The sequence below is a fragment of the Catenovulum agarivorans YM01 genome (assembly GCF_000281085.1).
GTDB classification, from domain to species: Bacteria; Pseudomonadota; Gammaproteobacteria; order Enterobacterales; family Alteromonadaceae; genus Catenovulum; species Catenovulum agarivorans.
The window spans coordinates 207,674-229,399 of the sequence record NZ_JH767524.1 but is presented as its reverse complement, the minus strand read 5'-3'; the positions used below and the strand labels follow the sequence as shown (position 1 = coordinate 229,399).

Here is a 21,726-nt window from a genome sequence, read left to right as displayed (position 1 = left end):
TAACTTTAAAAATTGAGAGAAAATTTACAATGACTATTAAAGTAGGTATTAACGGTTTTGGCCGTATGGGACGTTTAACTTTTCGCGCTGCTTTTGATTATGCAGATATTGAATTTGTGCAAATAAACGATCTAGCTGGCAGTGCTGAAACTTTAGCTCATTTAATCACTTATGATTCAGTGCATGGTAAATGGGATAAACAAGTAGAGCATACAGAGTCGAGCATTGTGGTTGACGGCCATGCAATTCAAGTAACACAAAACAAAACAATTGAAGAAACGGATTGGTCGAACTGCGACATAGTTATTGAAGCGTCAGGCAAAATGAACAAAACAGACTTGCTGCAAAAATATTTAGACCAAGGCGTCAAAAAAGTTGTCGTTACAGCGCCGGTAAAAGAAGCCGGTGTATTGAATGTGGTAATGGGCGTGAATGATAATTTATACAATGCGGATGAGCACAACATAGTTACAGCTGCTTCTTGCACGACTAACTGTTTAGCGCCTGTCGTTAAAGTGCTACAAGATAAAATCGGCATTAAACATGGCTCAATGACGACAATTCACGACATTACTAATACCCAAACCATTATCGACGCACCGCACAAAGATTTACGTCGCGCTCGTGCATGTGGCAGCAGTTTAATTCCAACTACTACTGGCTCAGCAACCGCCATTACACATATTTTCCCTGAACTCAAAGGTAAATTAAATGGCCATGCGGTACGTGTACCATTAACCAATGCGTCATTAACTGACTGCGTATTTGAAGTAAGCCGCGCTACAACGGCTGAAGAAATTAATGCGTGGATGAAAGAAGCCGCAGAAGGTGAGCTAAAAGGCATTTTAGGTTACGAAGAAAAACCTTTGGTTTCGATAGATTATAAAACTGATCCTCGCTCAAGTACCATTGACGCTTTGTCGACTATGGTGGTGAACGAAACTCAAGTTAAATTATATGCTTGGTATGATAACGAATGGGGTTATTCAAACCGTACAGCAGAGTTAACTCGCAAGGTTGCCTTGTCGCTATAAGAGGAAATTGTTATGAAGCGCTTGGCAAATTTATCGGCCGACATAAAACAATATCTAATTGTAACTGGCAACTATTGGGCGTTTACCCTAACTGACGGTGCATTACGCATGTTGGTGGTGCTGCATTTTCATGCACTAGGGTATTCACCACTTAGCATTGCCATGTTGTTTTCGTTTTACGAAATATTTGGCGTTATCACTAACCTAGTGGGTGGATATTTAGGTGCGCGCTTAGGCCTAAATAAAACCATGAATATTGGTTTAGCCATTCAGATTGTTGCTTTGCTAATGTTAGCTGTGCCAGCAGAATGTTTAACTGTTGTGTATGTGATGATTGCCCAAGCGCTTTCTGGTATTGCCAAAGACCTCAATAAAATGAGTGCTAAAAGCTCAATTAAGATGTTAGTAGCGGCGGGCCAAGAAGGTACTCTATTTAAATGGGTAGCCATTTTAACCGGCTCTAAAAATGCGCTCAAAGGTGTCGGCTTTTTCTTAGGTGGTTTGTTATTAACTTTAGTATCGTTTAAAGGCGCTATGTTAATAATGGCGGGTGCTTTATGTTTGGTTTGGAGTTATAGCCTATATGCACTTAAAAATGATTTGGGCAAAGCCAAGCAAAAACCTAAGTTTACCGACATATTGTCAAAAAGTCGGGCGATAAATATTTTATCGGCCGCAAGAATGTTTTTATTTGGCGCACGTGATGTTTGGTTTGTTGTTGCGCTGCCGGTGTTTTTATCCCAAGTATTTAATTGGGACCATTGGACTGTTGGAGGCTTTTTAGCCTTGTGGGTTATTGGCTACGGCATTATTCAATCAATTGTACCTAAGCTGATTAACTTTAAACAAGCTTTGTCACCAGCCGTTGCTACAAGCAAATGGGCGACACTACTTGCGGTTGTTACTTTATTTATTGCAGTTGCGCTGCACTTTCATTGGTCAATAGAAATTAGCTTGATCTGTGGGCTACTGGTCTTTGGCGTATTGTTTGCAATTAACTCATCACTGCACAGTTATTTAATTGTTAGCATGGCCGATGCCGATGGTGTTTCGCTTGATGTCGGTTTTTATTACATGGCGAATGCACTTGGTCGGTTGATTGGTACTGTGCTGTCTGGTTGGGTGTATCAGTTATATGGATTAGCCGCGTGTTTAGTAATCTCTTTTATTTTTATTGCCATCACTGCGTTAATTTCCATGCAACTACCGCAAACTAGCAAAAATTAAGTAATTAAATCATTATAGTTTGGCTTGGGGTGATGATTGCGTGTAGCGGTACATCCCAAGATTCTATTGGTAGTTTTTCAACTTGCTGACAGTCGTGGGCAAGGCCAATAAGTTTAGTTGTTGTATTGTTAGCAAAAGTACGATCGTAAAAACCACCCCCCATGCCCATGCGGTTGGCAAATTTATCAAAAGCGACCAAAGGCAAAAACACCAACTCCAACTCGGATGTTGGGCAAATACTCAGGCAATTTAACTTAGGCTCGGCAATATTGTATTTGTTGAGTTGCATTTCACTATTGGAGTTGTACTGTAAAAACGCTAAATGGCCGTTGGCGAAAGGGTGCAGTACCGGCAAATAAGTTTGCATATGGTTTTGCCATGCATAGTCAATTAAAGCCTTCGGATTAATTTCACCATCATTGGCTAAATAGGCAGCAAACTGCTTAACACCATTTAATATGCCAGAGTCGATAACCTGCTTTAGCAATACTTGTGTTGCGTTAGCTTGTTGTTCACTTGTAAGCGCGTTGCGTTTAAGCCTAATTTTTTTGCGCAGTTCAGCGCGTAACATTGCAATGTTTGATTCATTCATACTTTGTCACCATAGTGGTTAAATTGAGCCATAAAACATCTAACTGAACTCTGTTTGTTTATTCTACCTGAATGACAAATAAATGCCCTGTGTAATTAAATTGTAAAAAATAACGGTAATTTATTTACAAGTAGATCCTGTAATTATTTAAGCGCTAAATTGAGCTGATTTTCCAAATGCCTTATTTAATAGGGCTTTAAGCTAGCATTTGAGCTGATTGACTGACATTTTTCTAATTAAAACAAACGCCTAAAAAAATACAAAATTACAATTTGTAATCCAACTGTCATAAAACTGGCAACTTTCTGTCACGTTTGATGCGTAATCTTTGCCGTAAATTTTAAGTACTGCTTTAAATAATTAATCGGAGATATCCATGAAACTTAAGCACATTTTTTCTTTAACGGCGATTGCTGCGTCATTAACTTTAGTTGGTTGTGGCGGCGATATTAACATCACTCCTACTACTGTTGATAACAGCACAACTGACAACAGCGTAGGTGACAACTCAAACAACACTACAAACAATAATGCACCAGAGTAAGATGCTGAAGTTGTTTGTGCTAGCTACTCAACAAATGCTGGTGAAGTTGAAGGCGTAGTTAGTGGTAGTGATTGTTTATATAATGATTCATTTGCAAGTGCGACTATTTCGATCACCTCGAACATCACATTCGAAGAATTACCAAATGGTGGTGTGCATGTGTTTGAAGAAGCTTTACAAATAGGTGAAGATGGAGACACTTCAACTGGCTTTACAGTGCCATCAAATGGTCCAACTATGACTGTTAAGCCAGGAGCAACTTTAGCATTTAAATCTGGGGAAGCGATTATCCGCATCGCTCGTGGTGCAAAAATTCAAGCTGTAGGTACTATCGATAAGCCAATCACATTCACTTCTGCTTTTGCGTTTGACCGTTTTGACGACGTAGGTGACGGGGCTAAATTTGCAGACTGGGGTGGTATTATTATTAATGGTAATGGGATTACTGATCAGTGTACTGCCGCACAACGTTTAGCCAATACTTGTAATGTTCCTTCAGAAGGTATTCCTTCTTTCTTTGGTGGTAGTGACAACACAGATTCTAGTGGTTCAATTAAATACGCTAAAATTTGGTACGCAGGTTCTGGTCCGCGTGAAGGTGGCGGCGGTGATGACTTAAACTCGTTAACTCTTAACGCTGTTGGTTCAGGATCAAGTTTTGAATACATCCATATCCATCAAGGCTATGATGATGGTGTTGAAATTTTCGGTGGTGCGGCTGACTTAGCATACATTGCGGTTACAGATACTCAGGATGATTCATTTGATTTAGATGCAGGTTGGCAAGGTGATGCGCATCACTTATTTGTAATGCACGGCAGTGTTACTTTGGCTGACGGTACAGTTGCACACATGGGTAATGGTGGATTCGAAGCCGATGGTCTTAAAGGTAGTTCAGATGCGGATACTCGTGGTGGATTTGTTCCTTCAATCAAGCATGTAACTATTATTACTACCGACGAAGAGTCTGTTCGTGACGGTCCAGTAGATGCTTCATCGTCTATGGGATTTAAATTCGATGACTACTTTAATGCTAGTTTTGATAACGTGCTGGTTGTTAAGCAAAATTATAACGCCGCAGTTGCTTCTTCATGTATAACTCATTCTACTGATGGTGAAAAACAAGCTCACGTGATCACGTTTGTAAATTCAACGTTAGCTTGTGATACAGACGCAGAATTTGCGGAGGCTCAGTTTGGTGCTAGTGCCGGAGGTACATTAGTTGGTACCGCTAAAACAGCTTGGTTTGATAACGGTGGAAACACTCGTATTGGTTCTACATCTGATGTTTTAGCTGCAAATGGTTTTGCTACTAATACTTCTTCTACTGCAAAAAATGCAAATACGACAGGTGCATTAGCTGATACTGACACTAGTTCAAATTGGTACAAATGGGTAGAAGCTGCATACACTGCTGCAAAAGCTGACTAATTAGGTTATGACATATGAAAATAGGCGCCAAGTAGCGCCTATTTTTTTGCAAGAGCAAAGGTATTCAAATGATGAATCAATACAGATTTAATAAAATTGCCTGCTCTGTAACTCTTGGCTTGTTGGTTTCTAGCCAATGTGCTTTTGCTGAAGAAAATAACGATGCTTTAATTGAAGAAGTTGTAGCGACAGCTAGTCGTTTACAGGGTTCTGCTGCTGCCGTTATTGAAGAGCGAAAAAGTCAAGCATTTGTTGCAGATATATTAGGTGCTGAACAATTATCTAGGACTGGTGATAGTGATGCTGCTTCAGCATTACGTCGAGTTACTGGATTAACCTTGGTCGACGGTAAGTTTATTTATGTTCGAGGTTTAGGTGAAAGGTATTCAAGCGCTAGATTGAATGGCGCGAGCATTCCAAGCCCAGATTTGACGCGCAATGTAGTTCCACTGGATATTTTCCCATCAAGTATTATTGAAAGCTTGTCTGTGCAAAAAGCTTACTCACCGTCTATGCCTGCTGCTTTCGGTGGTGGTTCGATAGACATTCGTACTAAGTCGGTTCCAACTGAGTTTATTGCTGGTTTCGAAATTGGTGCGGGTATCGATTCAAGTGCATCCGATGGGTTTTCGTATGAACGAAATGATTCAGGGTTGAACGCTAGTCTATATGACGCTATTGCAGTTTATAGGGGAGATTTTAGTTTATCTTCCATTATTGAAGAGAAAGCACTAAAGCCAACCGATACACAAACCGCCGGTCAACAAGCTTTATTGTTGAATAAGCAGCTATTAAGAACTTTACCGCGTGATTTGGAGATCGAAGAAGAGTCTCTTGATCCAAATTACAACATAAAAGCTCATATTGGTGATAGCTTTGAAGTACTAGATGGTCAGCTTGGATTTCTAGCGTCCGTAGCCTATGACAGCATTAGAGATGCGAGTGAAAAGCGTAATGCTATTATCACTAATGATTTGTCTGAGAACTGTGCTACTTCATTGGATACAGTCGAGCAAGTTGACACTTCCTGTTATGAAGTCGTAAAAGACTCTGTGACGTCAACTGAAAACGAAAGGCTCAATGCTGTATTCAACGTCGGTTATAAAAGAGAAGGTCATCAAGTATCTTGGTCAAATATTTATCTCGAAGATAATGAAGACGAAGTTGATGTTTCTATTTTACAAGCTCCTGCGGCAAGCTCTAGTTTTGCAATAATAAGAGACGGTTCTGCAAACAGAAGCCATGAATTTCTTTACGAAGAGCGCACTTTAAGTGTTTCTCAATTTCAAGGGAAGCATACTTTTCTTGATTTTGGCGGTTTAGGTTTTGACTGGCAATATACTAGATCTAAAGCTGAAACCGATATTCCAGTTGATGTGACTTATAAATTTGGCGATAAATTCAACTCTAATGGTGAGTATGTAAATTCAGTCGTCTCTGGTGACGATAATCGTGCTGTATACAGTTACACTAACATGGAAGACCATGTGGACTCATACAGTGGCAACCTAAATTTACCTGTATATTTGTCCGATTTCGAAATGGAATTTAAAGCAGGTTATGATTTTGTTGATAGAGCCCGTATCTACTCAACTTCTAGTTTTGCGGTTAACTTGTCAGGTGCAGCCGTAAACGTCGACAATGGCGGTAATCCGTTAAATAATTCTGGCTATTTAACCGATTCATTTATCGACAACTCGAGCGCCACTATTCAATTCAATGAGCCAACGTCTCCTCGTGCTGATGATTATCTAGCTGCTCAGAAGGTTGCGGCGGGTTATGGTATGTTCGATGTAATATATCAAGGACAATGGCGCGTAAGCGGTGGACTACGATATGAGGAATTTCAGCAAGTTTCCATAGGTACTTCAAGCTTAATTTTTGATGGTGATGATTTAGATATTTATTATGACCCTGAGAAAATTCAAGCTGGAACGATAAACGAAGATGAAACGTACTCGGCTCTCTCTCTTACCTATATTGGCGGTGAGAGCTATCAAATACGTTTCGGTTATGGTGAAACAGTTGTTCGCCCTGATTTGCGCGAAGTTGTGCCAGTTTCTTATACAGACCCTTTGACTGACATTAGGACTTTTGGTCGCTCTGGATTAAAAAGCAGTCCGATTAAAAATTATGACTTACGTTATGAATATTATGGAAGTCTAGGTGACAGCTTCTCTGTTGCTGCTTTTTATAAGGATATAGACGCACCAATTGAGACTGTTTTGCAAATAGGTGACGAAGAATATTCAGCGACTTTCGTGAATGGCGAATCGGCAGAAGTTATGGGGGTTGAAATTGAATGGATGCATGACCTAACTTATTTAGCTGACGGTATTTTTACTTCAGGTAATATTACATTATCAGATTCTGAGGCTGTTATAGATCCAGCTCAAGCGGGTAGTTTGACCAACCCGACTAAACGTATGACAGGTCACTCTGAATATGTTGTGAACTTGCAATTGAACTACGACTCATCTGATGGTGAACATAGTAGCTCATTAGTTTATAACGTGTTTGGTGAGCGTATCTTAGCTGCTGGTGTGTTGGGTCGTGAAGATGCAATGGAGCAACCTTTCCATTCTTTAGACTTCGTTTACACCTATTACCCAGACTTCAACTCCAAAGTTAAGTTTAAAATGAAAAATTTACTTAATGAAGATCAAGAAGTTACTCAGTCTGGTGTAACAGTTCGTTCGAAAGAGATTGGTTTAGGCGCTAGCCTTAGCTACAGCTACGAGTTCTAATCTAGCTACCTCGCACTATAAAGGGATGAAATATTTCATCCCTTTAATATTTCTTTCATACAAGTCTCTAATTTCTAGCCTCTCCTTGTTGCTTTGTCACATTACTGTCACTTTGCATTAATCTCACTGTCATCTAACCGACATATAGTTGCTCCTAATTTCAAACGGTAATTTTAGGAAGCTTAACTATGAGCCTTTCGCAAATGTTTAAAACGACTGTTATTGCTTCATGTGTTGCAATGGCTTCGTTTGCACAAGCAAACAGTTTAGAGCCAGCAATCAAAGCTGGACAAAAAATTAATCAATCAGCTGAAAAGTCGCAGCAAAAAATCGACAAAATTAGCGACGACATTCAAGTTCGTTTGCAACAGTTCAAAGCAATTAATAAAGAAATTGAAGGTTTGTTGGTTTACAACCGTCAATTAGAAAAACAAGTTGCTAACCAAGAAGCTGAAATGGCTGACATTAATGAGTCAATTGACAAGGTGTCAGTTGTTGAACGTCAAGTTACCCCATTAATGATTCGCATGATCGACGGTTTAGAGCAGTTTGTTGGTTTAGACGTACCGTTTTTACCTGAAGAACGCACCCAACGCATAGCTGATTTAAAAAGCATGATGGACAGAGCTGATATCACACCTTCTGAAAAATTCCGTCGTGTATTAGAAGCTTACCAAGTAGAAGTTGATTACGGTAAAACAATTGAAGCTTATACCTCAACTTTAGAAGTTGAAGGTGAAGTACGTGACGTTGACTTTTTACGTGTTGGCCGCGTTGCTTTAATTTACCAAACGCGCGATGGCAAATTCAGTGGTGCATGGGACAAAAATCAACAAGGTTTTGTTGCTTTATCACCTGAATACCGCACGTCAATTACTAAAGGTTTACGTATAGCGCGTAAGCAATTAGCACCTGATTTATTAGTTTTACCAGTTTCAGCTGCTGAATAAGAGGTTTTAAAATGAAAAAGTTTGTTAAACATATTCTGGCAACAGCAGCACTTTCTGCAACTTTATCAGCACCTGTTATGGCTGAAGCTGAAACTGCAGTTAACTTAGACGAGTTGTTAACTAAATTGGAACAGGGTCAATTGTTTCAAAACCAACAAAACAAACAACGTGAATCTGAGTTTTTAGCGAAAAAAGAACAACAAGTTCAAATGTTAAATGACGCTCAAGCGCGCCGCAACCAATTGGTTAAACGCAGTGAAGAGCTAGAAACAACTTTCGAACAAAACGAAATTCATTTAGCCGATATCACCAACACTTTAAGCAACCGTATGGGTTCGTTAAAAGAGTTATTTGGTGTATTACAGCAAGTATCTGGCGATATGAAAGGTAAGTTCCAAAACTCAATTATTTCAGCACAATACCCTGGCCGTGACGTGTTCTTAGATGAATTAGCACAAAAAATGGGTAAAAGCTCAAAATTAGCCTCAGTTGAAGAAATTGAGCGCGTATGGTTTGAATTACAGCGCGAAATGACTGAATCAGGCAAAATTGTTCGTTTCAATGCACCTGTAGTAAGTGCTGAAACAGGTACTAAAACTGAACAAGAAGTTGTGCGTGTAGGTGCATTTAACTTAGTGTCTAATGGTAAGTTTGTTGAATACGTACAACAAACTGGTTCATTAGCTGAATTATCTCGTCAACCAACTGACCGCTACTTAGCAACTGCTTCAGCAGTGCAAGATAAAAAAGGTGAGTTAGTTGAATTTGCTGTCGACCCAACTGGTGGTTCTATCTTAGGTTTATTGGTTCAAGCGCCTAACTTACAAGAGCGTGTTGAGCAAGGTGGTACTGTTGGTTATGTAATTTTAGGTGTTGGTTTAATCGGCTTATTATTGGCATTAGAGCGTTTTATCAGCTTAACCATAGTGGGTGGCAAAATTAAGCGTCAATTAAAACAGCCTACACCACAAGCCAACAATCCGCTTGGCCGTGTTATGCAGGTTAAAAACGACAACCCACAAGCAGACAGCGAAACACTTGAGCTTAAATTAAGTGAAGCAATTTTGCGTGAAGTACCAAAATTAGCGCGTAACTTAACCTTTATCAAAATCATCTCTGTTGTTGCACCTTTGTTAGGTCTACTAGGTACTGTGACAGGTATGATTAATACTTTCCAAGCTATTACTTTATTCGGTACGGGTGATCCTAAATTAATGGCGGGTGGTATTTCGCAAGCATTGGTTACAACTGTATTAGGTTTGGTTGTCGCAATTCCCACCTTGTTGTTATACACAGTTCTTAACTCGCGCAGCCGTGGATTGATTTCAATCTTACAAGAGCAAAGCGCAGGTATTATCGCGGAAAGAGCAGAACAAGGAGAATAAGGTGTACGCTTTATTCGAAATGTCCGAAGCGATTCAGAGTTTTATGGAAACAGGTGGGCAAGTACTCACCTGGATAGCCGCTCTAATATTCGTGATGTGGATCTTAATATTTGAACGTGTTGCTTTTGTACGCTTTAGCTACAAAAAGTACGAGCGAGAAATGGTAGCGCAATGGGAAGCGCGAACAGAGCGTAAATCATGGAATGCTCAGCAAATTCGTGAAGCTGTTATCTCGCGTGCAAGCAATAAACTGAATGAAAATTTACCTTTGTTAAATGCACTTGTTGCACTGTGTCCACTACTTGGTTTGATGGGTACGGTGACAGGCATGATTGAAGTGTTTGACGTTATGGCTATATCTGGCTCTGGTAACGCGCGCTCAATGGCATCAGGTGTATCAAAAGCAACTATCCCAACTATGGCGGGAATGGTTGGCGCCTTGTCTGGGGTTTTTGCCTCAACTTGGTTAAAGCGAGTAGCGAAACGCGAATCTGAGCTACTTGAAGATCATTTAACAATGGATCATTAAATAATTATTGCAGATGAATTAAGCGACTACTTTGCACGCTTCAATTCTAAACCTTCTGCGCTCATGGATGGCGCAGCAGAGCTCTAGGGACAGATTTATGCGTGTTTAGAATTGAATGCTGCTAAGTAGGAACGTGCCTATATGCAAAAATTAGTAAGGTAAAAATTATGCGAGCAAGTCCTTTAAACAAAATTATGGAAGAAGAAGAAACAACCATAGATATGACGCCTATGCTAGACGTTGTATTTATCATGTTGATCTTCTTCATCGTAACTGCATCTTTTGTCAAAGAGTCAGGTATAGACGTTAATCGCCCTGATGCACCAACTGCAGTTAAAAAAGAGCGCGCTAATATCTTAATTGCCATTAGCGACACTGGCGAAATTTGGATTGATAAGCGTCGTATCGACATTCGTGCGGTACAAGCAAACGTTGAGCGTTTAAAAGCTGAAAACCCACAAGGTTCTGTGGTGATTCAAGCGGATAAAAAAGCCGACGTAGATACGCTAATTAAAGTAATGGATGCCTCGCGTGCAGCGGGTGCGTTTGACGTGTCAATTGCAGCAAACGACTGATAAATTATGAGCAGATATTTAATTGCAATTCTTTTATCTGTTGCGACGACTTTCGTAATTTTTTACGGCATGCAGTCGTTAATACAAAGCGGAGAGGGGGCACTAACGGATCCTCCTCGCGGCAGTGTATTAGACTTTGTCCGAGTGAAAAAAGAGTCGGCACCAGAGCAAAAAGACCGAAAACCACAAAAGCCACCTAAACCACAAGAGCCACCACCGCCGATGGAAGCGCCACCTATGGATGCGCCAGATCCAAATGCAAACGCAGTGACCACTGACTTTGCTGCGGATATCGAAGCGGATGTAGGTATTCAAAACGGTTTGTCTCTTGAGTCTGGCGACGGTGAGTATTTACCTATAGTTAAAGTACAACCCATTTATCCGCGCCGTGCGCAACAACGTGGCATTGAAGGTTACGTGATTGTTGAGTTTACCGTGAGCAAATTGGGCACAGTTGTTAACCCTGTAGTGGTTGAAGCCGAGCCTGCCAATATATTTGACCAAGCTGCGATTAATGCTGCAATGAAGTTTAAATATAAGCCAAGAGTGGTAAATGGTGAGCCAATGGAAGTGGCCGGTGTACAAAACCGTATTACCTTCAAAATTGACTAGTTAGGAGTGTATAAACGATGAAAAAATTATCCAAAAAACTCGTGATCATGTCGATTGTCGCTTCGTTAGGTGCTGCTGTATCTAACACTGTTGTTGTGTCAGCTCATGCTGAAACAAGTGCGAGCAGTAAAACGGTAAAAGTACCAGCTATGCGCTCTAAAGTGTATGAGCAACTTGCTCGTGCACAGGCGATTGCCGATGAAGGCAAACCACAAGAAGCAATTGAAGCGTTAGACAATGTAAATCGTAAACGTAATTCAATGAATAGTTACGAAATCGCTATGATGCATAACTTCTATGCTTTTGTTTATTACAACATGGAAGATATGGCAAAAGCGATTGAAAACTTTGAAGCTGTGGTCGCCGAAGAAGCTATTCCAGAAAGTTTACGTCAAAGTACTTTGTACAGTTTGGCGCAATTGCAAATGGCACAAGAAGATTATCAAGGCACTATTGATAAACTAAACGCTTGGTTGGCAGCAGGTGGTGACGCTGAAAACCCAAATGCTCAAGTGTTAATGGCGCAAGCGTATTACCAACTTAAGCAATACGACAATGCACTTAAGCCATTAGAAAAAGCAATTAAATTGGTTGCCGATTCGGGCGAAACACCAAAAGAAAATTGGTTTGTATTGCAACGCGCAATTTATTATTCGCTTAAAAAACCTGAGCATGTTGCGGATGTAACTGAAACTTTAGTGCGTTTATTCAATAAACCAGAATATTGGTTGCAACTTGCGGGCATGTACGGTGAGTTAGGTTTAGAGAAAAAGCAGCTTGCTATGATGGAAGTAGCGTATCAACAAGGTTTTGTTGATAAACGCGCTGATGTGCTTACGCTTGCGCAATTGTATGTTTACCATCAAGTGCCTGTTAAAGGTGCTATCTTGTTAGATAAAGCTATGGATGAAGGCATTGTTGAGCAAGATGTGAAAAACCTTAAGTTTTTAGCACAAGCTTATACCCTAGCGAAAGAAGATGAAAAAGCTGTGCCTGTGTTGGCAAAAGCCGCTGAATTATCGGCTGATGGCAATTTAGATGCGCAGTTGGGCCAAACTTATCTAAATATGGAGAAGTGGCAATTAGCTATTGAGTCTACCCAGAAAGCTTTAGAAAAAGGTGAGTTAGACGATATTGGCAAAGCTCAACTGGTATTGGGCATGGCTTACTTTAACTTAAAGCAATATGACAAATCGCTAAAAGCACTAGAGTTAGCCAGCGAACATAACTCAAGTAAAGTGATGGCGAATCAGTGGAAGAAATACGTTTCTAAAGAGAAACAAAATGCTGAAGCATTAGCGAGTATTTCAGCTTAATAACTTTCGCATCGTTTGAAATTAAATCAGCTCCAATAGTTTGTCATAGCTATTGGAGCTTTTTTGTTTTGCAAAACCCTATCCTGAATCTGGTAAAAAATTAACTCGCAACTTTGTGGATATTCTTCTAAGCTATTTCTACATTAGCTGATCCCATGGTGGAGTATTTATGAGCTTTATTTTAGACGCCAGGCTTGAAGCGGACTGTATAGAAGTTGCGGATTTGGAGTTAAGCCGCCTATTACTGATGAACAATCGCCTTGTTCCTTGGTTAATTTTAGTTCCTCGCAGAGATAATGCTGCAGAGATAACTGATTTGACCGCGACTGAGCAGCAAGTTTTATTAAACGAAATTACTATGGTTACCAATATTCAGCAAAAGCTGTTTTCGCCGGATAAAATCAACACGGCGGCGATTGGTAATATGGTTAGACAATTGCATATTCATATTATTGGGCGTTATAAAAATGACCCAGTTTGGCCAGCGCCAGTTTGGGGGAATTTAGCCCAAGAGCGATACCACGAAGGTGAGTTATTGCAGCGTGTGCAGATGCTCAGACATGCAATTTGTATCTAAAATCATAATCGCAACTTATGTTGGGTATTTGTGCAGTTAACGCCAGCCCACCTGTTATTTTATCAAGCATCACTTATACTTGCTGGCATATTGTATGAGTAGAATAGGCACTTTGCCTTTCTTAAACATAACAAAAATGAATTTTATAATATTTAGTGGAATTGCCCGGAGGTGTTAAATGAGCCTATATCAAGAATATATGGCTGAAATCGAGAGCCGCAAAACGGAACTCGGTTTAAATCCTAAACCGATTGACAGCGCGGAGTTGCTGTCTGAAATCATTGCTCAAATCAAAGATACAGGCAATGAATTCCGTGAAGACTCTTTAAAATTCTTTATTTACAATACCTTGCCAGGTACCACACCTGCGGCAGGCGTTAAGGCTGAATTCCTAAAAGAAATTATCTTAGGTCAAGAATCAGTTGCTGAAATTAATTCTGAGTTTGCGTTTGAATTGCTTTCGCACATGAAAGGTGGTCCTTCAATTGAAGTATTACTTGATCTTGCTTTAGGTGACGACGCAGCTGTTGCTGCACCTGCTGCTGAAGTATTAAAAACACAAGTATTCTTATACGAAGCTGATACTGCTCGTTTAGAAGCAGCATTTAAAGCTGGTAATGCAATCGCTAAAGAAATTTTAGAAAGCTACGCACAAGCTGAGTTCTTTACTAAATTACCTGAAATTGACGAAAAAATTGAAGTTGTTACTTATATCGCTGGTGAAGGTGATATTTCAACTGACTTATTATCGCCAGGTAACCAAGCGCATTCACGTGCTGACCGCGAGTTACACGGTCAATGTATGATCACCCCAGAAGCACAACAAGAAATTGTTGCATTACAGAAAAAACATCCTAACGCCAAAGTAATGTTAATTGCTGAAAAAGGTACTATGGGTGTAGGTTCTTCACGTATGTCTGGTGTGAATAACGTAGCTTTATGGGCGGGTAAACAAGCTTCTCCATACGTTCCATTCATCAATATCGCACCTGTAGTTGCTGGTACTAATGGTATCGCACCTATCTTCCTTACGACTGTTGATGTAACTGGTGGTATTGGTCTTGACCTTAAAAACTGGGTTAAGAAAACCGACGAAGCTGGTAATCTTGTTACTGACGAGAACGGCGACCCTGTATTAGAAGAAGCATACTCTGTTGCTACAGGTACAGTTTTAACAATTGATACTAAAGCTAAAAAGTTATACAACGGCGACAAAGAATTAGTAGACGTTTCTTCTGCTTTCACTCCGCAAAAAGTTGAATTTATGAAAGCGGGTGGTTCATACGCAGTTGTATTCGGTAAAAAACTACAAACGTTCGCTGCTGAAACTTTAGGTGTTGAAGCACCTGTTGTTTACGCGCCTTCAAAAGAAATTTCACACGAAGGCCAAGGTTTAACAGCTGTTGAGAAAATCTTTAACCGCAATGCTGTAGGTGTGGCTTCTGAAGCGCCTTTACATGCAGGTTCTAACGTTCGTGTTAAAGTAAATATTGTTGGTTCGCAAGATACAACTGGCCCTATGACATGCCAAGAGTTGGAAGCTATGGCTGCTTCAACTATTTCTCCAAGTGTTGATGGTGCATACCAGTCTGGTTGTCACACAGCATCAGTTTGGGATGCAAAAGCGCAAGCGAATATTCCTAAACTAATGGCATTCATGAACAAATTCGGTTTGATCACTGCACGTGACCCGAAAGGTGTTTACCATTCAATGACTGACGTAATCCACAAAGTATTAAACGATATTACTGTGGACGACCGTGCAATTATCATTGGTGGTGACTCACATACACGTATGTCTAAAGGTGTCGCATTTGGTGCTGACTCTGGTACGGTAGCATTAGCACTTGCAACAGGCGAAGCGGCAATGCCAATTCCTCAGTCTGTAAAAGTTACTTTTAAAGGCAAGATGGCTGGCCATATGGACTTCCGTGATGTTGTACACGCGACTCAAGCACAAATGCTTAAGCAATTTGGCGGCGAGAACGTGTTCCAAGGTCGAATTATCGAAGTTCACATAGGAACCTTGTTAGCAGACCAAGCATTCACATTCACCGACTGGACAGCAGAAATGAAGGCAAAAGCTTCTATCTGTATTTCTAACGATGAAACTTTGATTCAGTCTATCGAGCTTGCTAAGAGCCGTATCCAAATCATGATTGAAAAGGGTATGGATAATGAAGCTGGCATGTTAGCTGGCTTAATTAAGCTTGCGGACGAGCGTATTGCAGGGATTAAATCTGGCAAAGAGCCAGCATTAGCACCTGATGACTCTGCTAAATACTATGCTGAAGTTGTTGTTGATTTAGATGCAATTGACGAGCCTATGATTGCAGACCCTGATGTAAACAACGAAGATGTTTCTAAGCGTTATACCCATGACGTTATCCGTCCGGTTTCTTATTATAAAGATAAGCCGGTTGATCTAGGTTTTGTTGGGTCTTGTATGGTCCACAAAGGCGACATGCAAATTATCGCGCAAATGTTACGTAACCTAGAAAAACAAAATGGCACTGTTGAATTTAAAGCGCCATTAGTTGTTGCGCCACCAACTTACAACATTGTTGATGAGTTAAAGGCTGAAGGTGACTGGGCTGTATTAGAGAAATATTCTGGTTTTGTATTTGACGATGCGCACCCTAAAGATGCTGCACGTACCAAGTACGAAAACATTTTATATCTAGAGCGTCCTGGTTGTAACTTATGTATGGGTAACCAAGAAAAAGCTGAACCAGGTGACACAGTTATTGCAACTTCAACACGTTTGTTCCAAGGCCGTGTTGTAGCTGACTCGGCTGAGAAAAAAGGTGAGTCTTTATTAGGTTCAACACCTTTAGTGGTACTTTCTACTGTATTGGGTCGATTCCCAACGACTGAAGAGTATAAAGCCGCTGTAAATGGTATCGACTTAACTAAGTTTACACCGCCAGAGCAAGCTATGACGACTAAGTTTGGTGCAGCTATCCCAGCACAGCGTGTTGACTAAAGTTAAACGCTAATTTAGTTAAAATAAAATCCCCGTTGATCCGAGATTAACGGGGATTTTTAGTTTGTACATATCGAATACACCCATGTTTGTCTCCTTGGTGAAATTAGGATAATTTTTAATCAAGTATAACAAGCTTTATACCAATTTATGTTTTATTAAACAAATCAGAAGTTTAGGTTTTATTGCTCGCGAATGCAGAATAGTCATTTGAGTATAATGACGAATATTTGGTAAAAAACGTCACTTGTTATATTCATACTCCTGCAGCGGATTGGCCTAACGCACAGGCGATTGCTTGTGCAGGCAAGGCAAAAACGCTAATATCGCAACATTCAACAAAAACAGCCTAAGAGCATGTAATGTCTACAATAAAAGAAGTATCAGAGCGCGCAGGTGTTTCACAAGCAACTGTCTCTCGAGTGATGAATGGTACGGCGAAAGTCGTAGAAGAAACTCGACAGAAAGTCCTAACCGCGATGAAAGAACTTGGTTATCGACCAAACGCACATGCTCAGTCGTTGGCGTCTAATCGCTCCAATAGTGTTGGTTTGCTTATTTCTGAGTTTGATGGGCCTTTCTATGGGGCTTTGATGGCTGGGGCTGAAGAAGTATTGCGTGACGCGAAAAAGCGCATTTTGATATCGGCTAGCCATGGCGACAAAAAGCTTGAAGAAGAGGCGGTTGAATTTTTACTGAGTTGCCGTTGTGATGCTTTGATATTACATGCCGAAACTTTACCGGATGAATATTTAATTGAACAAGCTAATCAAGGCACGCATGTTATCTTAATTAATCGCAATATTGAGCAAATGGAACAGCAATGTTTATATATAGACAATGAGCAAGGGGCTTATTTAGCGACTGATTATTTGATTAAAAAAGGCCATAACAGTATTGCTCATATTGCTGGTCCACAATGGAAACACGATGCTAGGGAACGTTTTTGGGGATATCAACAAGCGTTAGGCAAAAGCAATATTGGCCTGAAGTTAAATTTAGTGGTTGAAGGCAACTTCCGTGAAGACGGTGGTTATGCCGCGGCGAAAAAATTATTGGAATCTGGTGAATCTTTTAGCGCTATTGTCTGCGGTAATGATCAAACTGCATACGGTGCTATTTCTGCAATCGAAGATGCTGGTTTAAAAGTTCCTCAAGACATATCTGTTATTGGTTTTGACGATTTACCCTACAGCAGCCTGATCAAACCTAAATTGACCACAGTGCATTTTCCCATACGACAGATGGCAGCAGAAGCCGCCAGACGAATTTTAAAAGACGTTTATCACGTTAAAGATATCAATACTCAGCCATCTAGAGTTGAAGCGCATGTTGTTGAGCGTGAATCGGTTAAATCTTTGTTGTAGTGGTGATTTGGCTTAAGCGCCATGGTTTTTTCTAAACTCGCTGGGTGTTACCCCATAACGTCCTTTAAACACCATCATCATATATTGTGGTGACTTGTAGCCGACAGAGTCGGCGATTTGTTGCAAAGTCATTTTGCTATTGAGTAAATAATCCGAAACTAAATTTAACTGTTCATCAAAAATCACTTCGTGCACAGTTGCATTTAGTGCGGTTTTAAATCGTTTATCTAAATTGGCTCGAGAAATCGCTAAATGGTTGAGCACATGCACAACTTTAATGCCTTTATCTGCATTGGCTTTGACAAAAGCGAGTGCTTTGCGGACAAATTCGTCGGCAATAACTTCAACATTGGTTGAATGGCAAACTTGTAAACCTATTGGGTCAACTAAGTGGATTGTTTGTTGTGGTGGCACGCTCGCCATAATTTGATTCAAGATAGATGAGGCTAAATAACCCATATGTTCACTGCCTTGGGTGACAGTACTGAGTTGATTGCCAGTTAAATCCAGAATTAAATCGTCGCCATCTACCCCGAGCACAGCAACATCTTCAGGTATGCTGACGTCTATTTGTTGGCAGGCTTCAAAAACTTGCCATGCTCGCATATCTGTTGGTGCCATTATGCCAATGGGTTTAGGCAAACTGGCTATCCAATCGGCTAATTGATTAATATTTTCAACTCTGTCGACTGATACATTCTGCGGTCTTAAAACATACAAGTTTTCATCTTGGTAACCAGACTTTTTTGCATGTTCGATAAAGGCCAATTCACGCTCTTTCGCCCATCGGCTTTTTATGTCGACAAAGCCGGTGTAAAAGGCCAAATTTTTTAATCCAAGTCGGCTTAAGTGCTCACAACCAAGTCGAGCAATTTCATCATTATTGGTTGCCACATAATGGATGTTTTGTGGATATTCGCTGGTTTGTCGGTATGAACTGCCTACAGCAACACAAGGGATGTTGTTGGCGCGGACAAAATCGACAATTTTAGGATCATCAAAGTCAGCTATTATGCCCTCACCTTGCCAATTGGCTAAATTGTCTAGGCGGGTGACTAAGTCTTCTTCAACACAAATATGCCAATTGGCGACTTCTCTCGAATAACGTGAGATGCCTTTGATTATTTTTCTGTCGTAACCTTTATTGGCGTTAAACAGCACAGCGACTTTTTGCAGTTTCTTCATAAATGAAATTTTTAATTAATTTTCATACGTTATATAAGAAATTTTATAAATTTAAGCTAACACAAGTTTTGTTAATATGAAACAACAAAAGTACATAAGATGTTAACTTGGCGTAACTGTGGAGGTTTGGGTGGAATCTATTGTCAGCAATCAGTATCAACAAGAAACTGGTGGCGAAAATACTTGGTTTATTATTATGGTTAGCTGTATTGCAACCATAGGTGGATTTTTATTTGGTTACGACAGTGGCGTAATTAACGGCACGGTTGAAGGTTTGCAAGTTGCATTTAACTCTGACTCTGCGGGCACAGGCTTTAATGTCGCGTCTATGTTGTTGGGATGCGCTGTTGGTGCTGCACTTGCTGGACGTCTAGCTGACTTATATGGGCGTAAAGCCATGTTAATTTTGTCTGCTGTGATGTTTATTGTATCTGCTTGGGGATCTGGTGTTGCGACTGGCTCGTTTGAGTTTGTTATTTATCGAGTTATCGGTGGTATTGCTGTCGGTGCTGCGAGTGTTATGACGCCGGCGTATATCAGTGAAGTTGCGTTAGCTCGATATCGTGGTCGCTTAACCACAATTCAACAAGTGGCGATTATTTCGGGTTTAACAGGTGCGTTTTTAAGCAATTATCTGTTAGCCAATCTATCCGGTTCGGCATTAAATCCTTTATGGGCAGGTTATGAAACTTGGCGTTGGATGTTTTGGGTTGAGCTGATTCCAGCAAGCATTTTCTTATTTGCATTGTTTTTAATTCCAGAAAGTCCAAGGTTTTTAGTTGCCAAAAGCCGCTCACAACAAGCTAGGTCGGTATTAATTAAATTGTACGGTGATGCGGAAGGTCATCGTAAATTTGCCGAAATTGAAGCTTCATTAGCAGATCAAACACAAGCTAAACATCAGCCAAAGTGGTCGGATATCAAAGACAAAGTGACAGGAAAGATTCGTCCTATTATCTGGATTGGTATTGGTTTGGCTGTATTCCAACAATTTGTTGGGATTAACGTGGTATTTTATTACGGCGCGATATTGTGGCAGTCGGTTGGTTTTTCAGAGTCAGATGCTTTATTTATCAATGTATTATCTGGTAGCTTAAGTATTGGTGCCTGTATTTTAGCCATTGTATTGGTCGATAAATTAGGCCGTAAACCATTATTGTGGATTGGTTCAATTGGTATGGCGATCACTTTAAGTATTGCAGCATATGCGTTTTCAACCGCCACTTTAGATGTCGAAGGTAGCCTAAGTTTAACCTCGGATATGGGCATGCTGGCCTTGGTATCGGCTAATCTGTATGTGATATTTTTTAATATGTCATGGGGGCCGATTATGTGGGTTATGCTAGGCGAGATGTTCCCGAATCAAATTCGTGGTTTAGGTTTGGCGATTGCTGGTTTCTTCCAGTGGGTTGCAAATTTTGCCATCACTATGACTTTCCCTATCTTATTGGGTAGCGTCGGTCTTGCATATGCGTATGGTTTTTACGCTGTCTGTGCGGCTATTTCAGCTTATTTTGTATTTAAGTGTGTGATGGAAACTAAAGGCAAAGAACTAGAGGAAATGGCTGGTTAATTGATTTAGCCACAGTTTGAAAATTTAATCATTAAAGCGCTAAGTTAACAACTTAGCGCTTGACCCAATCTGTTACCCAAATATTGAGCGCATTAAGCTGATAACTTCTTCTATTTTTTTGCCGCCCATCACTTGTTTAATTATGGCATCGCGGTTGGCTTTTACAAAAGCTGGGATCTCTTCGTCTGCAAGTACACGATCTACCATAGCTGTGACCGACTCTAAACTTTTACCATTTCGTCTAACTATAGTGCTTTTGCTACTAGCGGGTGTCGCTTTATTCAAAGCTTTATAATAATTAGTTTGCTGATGGGCGTTTTCTTCACTAAACCAGAATAAATCTAACAAAATCGCTCTGTGTGCAAAAATAAACTGCTCACTGTCGCTGCTATTTGTCGCTAATTTCCACCATGGCATTTGTTGATAACTTGTCACTACATCATGCCAGTAGGCTAAAAAGTCTTGGTTAGATAATTTATTGATGGCAAACGCGATAGATAAAACATCAGCCTTGGTTGAATTTAGGCTGACAAATGTGTCAGGACGGCGCAGGGCTAATAATCGAGTTGCAGGAAATAGTGGTGCTTTTTCCGGTTCAGCTTGTTGTTCAAACATTGCAACGTATTGATTTACGAAGTTTTGGTAATGTTGAAAAGTTACTTCGCCTTCCAGCGGAATCGCCGCTAACATAGCTTCAATTTTTTCACCATTATGAGCTACTGTGGCTAGATAGGTTTTTGCATTGCGGAAGCCGGTAAAATGCTCGACATCAAATTGATAAACACTTGGATCGTGTTTGGCGCTATGTTTACCAAAAAAGACCATTTGGTCTTCTGCAATCATCTGACTAAATGCTTGTGATCTTAATTCTGCTAGATACTGTAAAAAGTTATGTTGTTCTAACCAAATCTCACGCTGTTGAAACTGTTCAACACTGGCGACAAAAATAGGCCAAGGGGTAATACGTAGCATTTTAAGTTGGCAAACACTAATAGCTTGTTCTAGTAACTTTAATAACTTGGCAACTTTGGGCAATTGTTCATCATCTAATAACTGATAATTGAGATGCTTGTTGCAGATTAAGTGCATGGTTTGG

18 protein-coding genes are annotated in these 21,726 nt (G+C 40.3%); 15 read left to right on the top strand and 3 right to left on the bottom strand.

Annotated features, from left to right (window positions below; translation table 11 throughout):
- Nucleotides 1–29 precede the first annotated feature (29 nt).
- Nucleotides 30–1,034, top strand: coding sequence for an ArsJ-associated glyceraldehyde-3-phosphate dehydrogenase (locus tag WSC_RS0107075; RefSeq protein WP_016955220.1), 1,005 nt, complete (start codon nucleotides 30–32; stop codon nucleotides 1,032–1,034).
- 12 nt (nucleotides 1,035–1,046) lie between these two features.
- Nucleotides 1,047–2,261, top strand: coding sequence for an organoarsenical effux MFS transporter ArsJ (gene arsJ / locus WSC_RS0107070; protein ID WP_016955219.1), 1,215 nt, complete (start codon nucleotides 1,047–1,049; stop codon nucleotides 2,259–2,261).
- 4 nt (nucleotides 2,262–2,265) lie between these two features.
- Here the strand turns inward: arsJ and WSC_RS0107065 are convergent, their stop codons facing one another.
- Complete coding sequence (locus WSC_RS0107065) at nucleotides 2,266–2,853, bottom strand: 5-formyltetrahydrofolate cyclo-ligase (RefSeq protein ID WP_016955218.1); 588 nt, start codon at nucleotides 2,851–2,853, stop codon at nucleotides 2,266–2,268.
- Nucleotides 2,854–3,229: 376 nt separating this feature from the next.
- Here WSC_RS0107065 and WSC_RS25575 point away from each other — a divergent pair, with 376 nt between their 5' ends.
- From WSC_RS25575 to WSC_RS0107010, 12 genes are all read left to right on the top strand, one after another.
- Nucleotides 3,230–3,397, top strand: coding sequence for a hypothetical protein (locus WSC_RS25575; RefSeq protein WP_016955217.1), 168 nt, complete (start codon nucleotides 3,230–3,232; stop codon nucleotides 3,395–3,397).
- Nucleotides 3,398–3,556: 159 nt separating this feature from the next.
- Entirely contained in the window at nucleotides 3,557–4,828 is a 1,272-nt protein-coding gene (locus WSC_RS22100) for a hypothetical protein (RefSeq protein WP_016955216.1), read from the top strand.
- A gap of 68 nt (nucleotides 4,829–4,896) precedes the next feature.
- The gene (locus tag WSC_RS0107055) at nucleotides 4,897–7,575 is read left to right on the top strand and encodes a TonB-dependent receptor plug domain-containing protein (RefSeq protein ID WP_016955215.1); all 2,679 of its coding nucleotides are present in this window, start codon (nucleotides 4,897–4,899) and stop codon (nucleotides 7,573–7,575) included.
- Nucleotides 7,576–7,763: 188 nt separating this feature from the next.
- Entirely contained in the window at nucleotides 7,764–8,525 is a 762-nt protein-coding gene (locus WSC_RS0107050; RefSeq protein WP_016955214.1) for a DUF3450 domain-containing protein, read from the top strand.
- 11 nt (nucleotides 8,526–8,536) lie between these two features.
- A complete protein-coding gene (locus WSC_RS0107045) occupies nucleotides 8,537–9,910 on the top strand; it encodes a MotA/TolQ/ExbB proton channel family protein (protein ID WP_016955213.1) in 1,374 nt (457 codons plus the stop codon).
- 1 nt (nucleotide 9,911) lies between these two features.
- On the top strand, nucleotides 9,912–10,439 hold the full coding sequence (locus WSC_RS0107040) for a MotA/TolQ/ExbB proton channel family protein (protein ID WP_016955212.1): 528 nt from the start codon (nucleotides 9,912–9,914) through the stop codon (nucleotides 10,437–10,439).
- 167 nt (nucleotides 10,440–10,606) lie between these two features.
- On the top strand, nucleotides 10,607–11,014 hold the full coding sequence (locus WSC_RS0107035) for an ExbD/TolR family protein (RefSeq protein ID WP_016955211.1): 408 nt from the start codon (nucleotides 10,607–10,609) through the stop codon (nucleotides 11,012–11,014).
- A gap of 6 nt (nucleotides 11,015–11,020) precedes the next feature.
- Nucleotides 11,021–11,626, top strand: coding sequence for an energy transducer TonB (locus WSC_RS0107030; RefSeq protein ID WP_016955210.1), 606 nt, complete (start codon nucleotides 11,021–11,023; stop codon nucleotides 11,624–11,626).
- 17 nt (nucleotides 11,627–11,643) lie between these two features.
- The gene (locus WSC_RS0107025) at nucleotides 11,644–12,942 is read left to right on the top strand and encodes a tetratricopeptide repeat protein (protein WP_016955209.1); all 1,299 of its coding nucleotides are present in this window, start codon (nucleotides 11,644–11,646) and stop codon (nucleotides 12,940–12,942) included.
- Between the two features lie 169 nt (nucleotides 12,943–13,111).
- Nucleotides 13,112–13,519: an HIT domain-containing protein gene (locus WSC_RS0107020; protein WP_016955208.1), complete on the top strand. Its 408-nt coding sequence runs from the start codon at nucleotides 13,112–13,114 to the stop codon at nucleotides 13,517–13,519.
- A gap of 178 nt (nucleotides 13,520–13,697) precedes the next feature.
- The gene (locus WSC_RS0107015; protein ID WP_016955207.1) at nucleotides 13,698–16,505 is read left to right on the top strand and encodes a bifunctional aconitate hydratase 2/2-methylisocitrate dehydratase; all 2,808 of its coding nucleotides are present in this window, start codon (nucleotides 13,698–13,700) and stop codon (nucleotides 16,503–16,505) included.
- 362 nt (nucleotides 16,506–16,867) lie between these two features.
- A complete protein-coding gene (locus WSC_RS0107010) occupies nucleotides 16,868–17,872 on the top strand; it encodes a LacI family DNA-binding transcriptional regulator (RefSeq protein ID WP_016955206.1) in 1,005 nt (334 codons plus the stop codon).
- 12 nt (nucleotides 17,873–17,884) lie between these two features.
- Here the strand turns inward: WSC_RS0107010 and WSC_RS0107005 are convergent, their stop codons facing one another.
- Complete coding sequence (locus WSC_RS0107005; protein ID WP_016955205.1) at nucleotides 17,885–19,057, bottom strand: XylR family transcriptional regulator; 1,173 nt, start codon at nucleotides 19,055–19,057, stop codon at nucleotides 17,885–17,887.
- 130 nt (nucleotides 19,058–19,187) lie between these two features.
- Here WSC_RS0107005 and WSC_RS0107000 point away from each other — a divergent pair, with 130 nt between their 5' ends.
- Entirely contained in the window at nucleotides 19,188–20,630 is a 1,443-nt protein-coding gene (locus tag WSC_RS0107000; RefSeq protein ID WP_016955204.1) for a sugar porter family MFS transporter, read from the top strand.
- Nucleotides 20,631–20,702: 72 nt separating this feature from the next.
- Here the strand turns inward: WSC_RS0107000 and WSC_RS22095 are convergent.
- On the bottom strand, nucleotides 20,703–21,726 hold a 1,024-nt coding region (locus WSC_RS22095), incomplete at its 5' end, for a hypothetical protein (protein ID WP_169315464.1).

Excerpts from the sequence above, each read along its gene's own strand:
- WSC_RS0107075 (WP_016955220.1), top strand. The coding sequence starts at position 30 with ATGACTATTAAAGTAGGTATTAACGGTTTTGGCCGTATGGGACGTTTA.
- arsJ (WP_016955219.1), top strand. The coding sequence starts at position 1,047 with ATGAAGCGCTTGGCAAATTTATCGGCCGACATAAAACAATATCTAATT.
- WSC_RS0107065 (WP_016955218.1), bottom strand. The coding sequence starts at position 2,853 with ATGAATGAATCAAACATTGCAATGTTACGCGCTGAACTGCGCAAAAAA.
- WSC_RS25575 (WP_016955217.1), top strand. The coding sequence starts at position 3,230 with ATGAAACTTAAGCACATTTTTTCTTTAACGGCGATTGCTGCGTCATTA.
- WSC_RS0107055 (WP_016955215.1), top strand. The coding sequence starts at position 4,897 with ATGATGAATCAATACAGATTTAATAAAATTGCCTGCTCTGTAACTCTT.
- WSC_RS0107050 (WP_016955214.1), top strand. The coding sequence starts at position 7,764 with ATGAGCCTTTCGCAAATGTTTAAAACGACTGTTATTGCTTCATGTGTT.
- WSC_RS0107045 (WP_016955213.1), top strand. The coding sequence starts at position 8,537 with ATGAAAAAGTTTGTTAAACATATTCTGGCAACAGCAGCACTTTCTGCA.
- WSC_RS0107035 (WP_016955211.1), top strand. The coding sequence starts at position 10,607 with ATGCGAGCAAGTCCTTTAAACAAAATTATGGAAGAAGAAGAAACAACC.
- WSC_RS0107030 (WP_016955210.1), top strand. The coding sequence starts at position 11,021 with ATGAGCAGATATTTAATTGCAATTCTTTTATCTGTTGCGACGACTTTC.
- WSC_RS0107025 (WP_016955209.1), top strand. The coding sequence starts at position 11,644 with ATGAAAAAATTATCCAAAAAACTCGTGATCATGTCGATTGTCGCTTCG.
- WSC_RS0107020 (WP_016955208.1), top strand. The coding sequence starts at position 13,112 with ATGAGCTTTATTTTAGACGCCAGGCTTGAAGCGGACTGTATAGAAGTT.
- WSC_RS0107015 (WP_016955207.1), top strand. The coding sequence starts at position 13,698 with ATGAGCCTATATCAAGAATATATGGCTGAAATCGAGAGCCGCAAAACG.
- WSC_RS0107010 (WP_016955206.1), top strand. The coding sequence starts at position 16,868 with ATGTCTACAATAAAAGAAGTATCAGAGCGCGCAGGTGTTTCACAAGCA.
- WSC_RS0107005 (WP_016955205.1), bottom strand. The coding sequence starts at position 19,057 with ATGAAGAAACTGCAAAAAGTCGCTGTGCTGTTTAACGCCAATAAAGGT.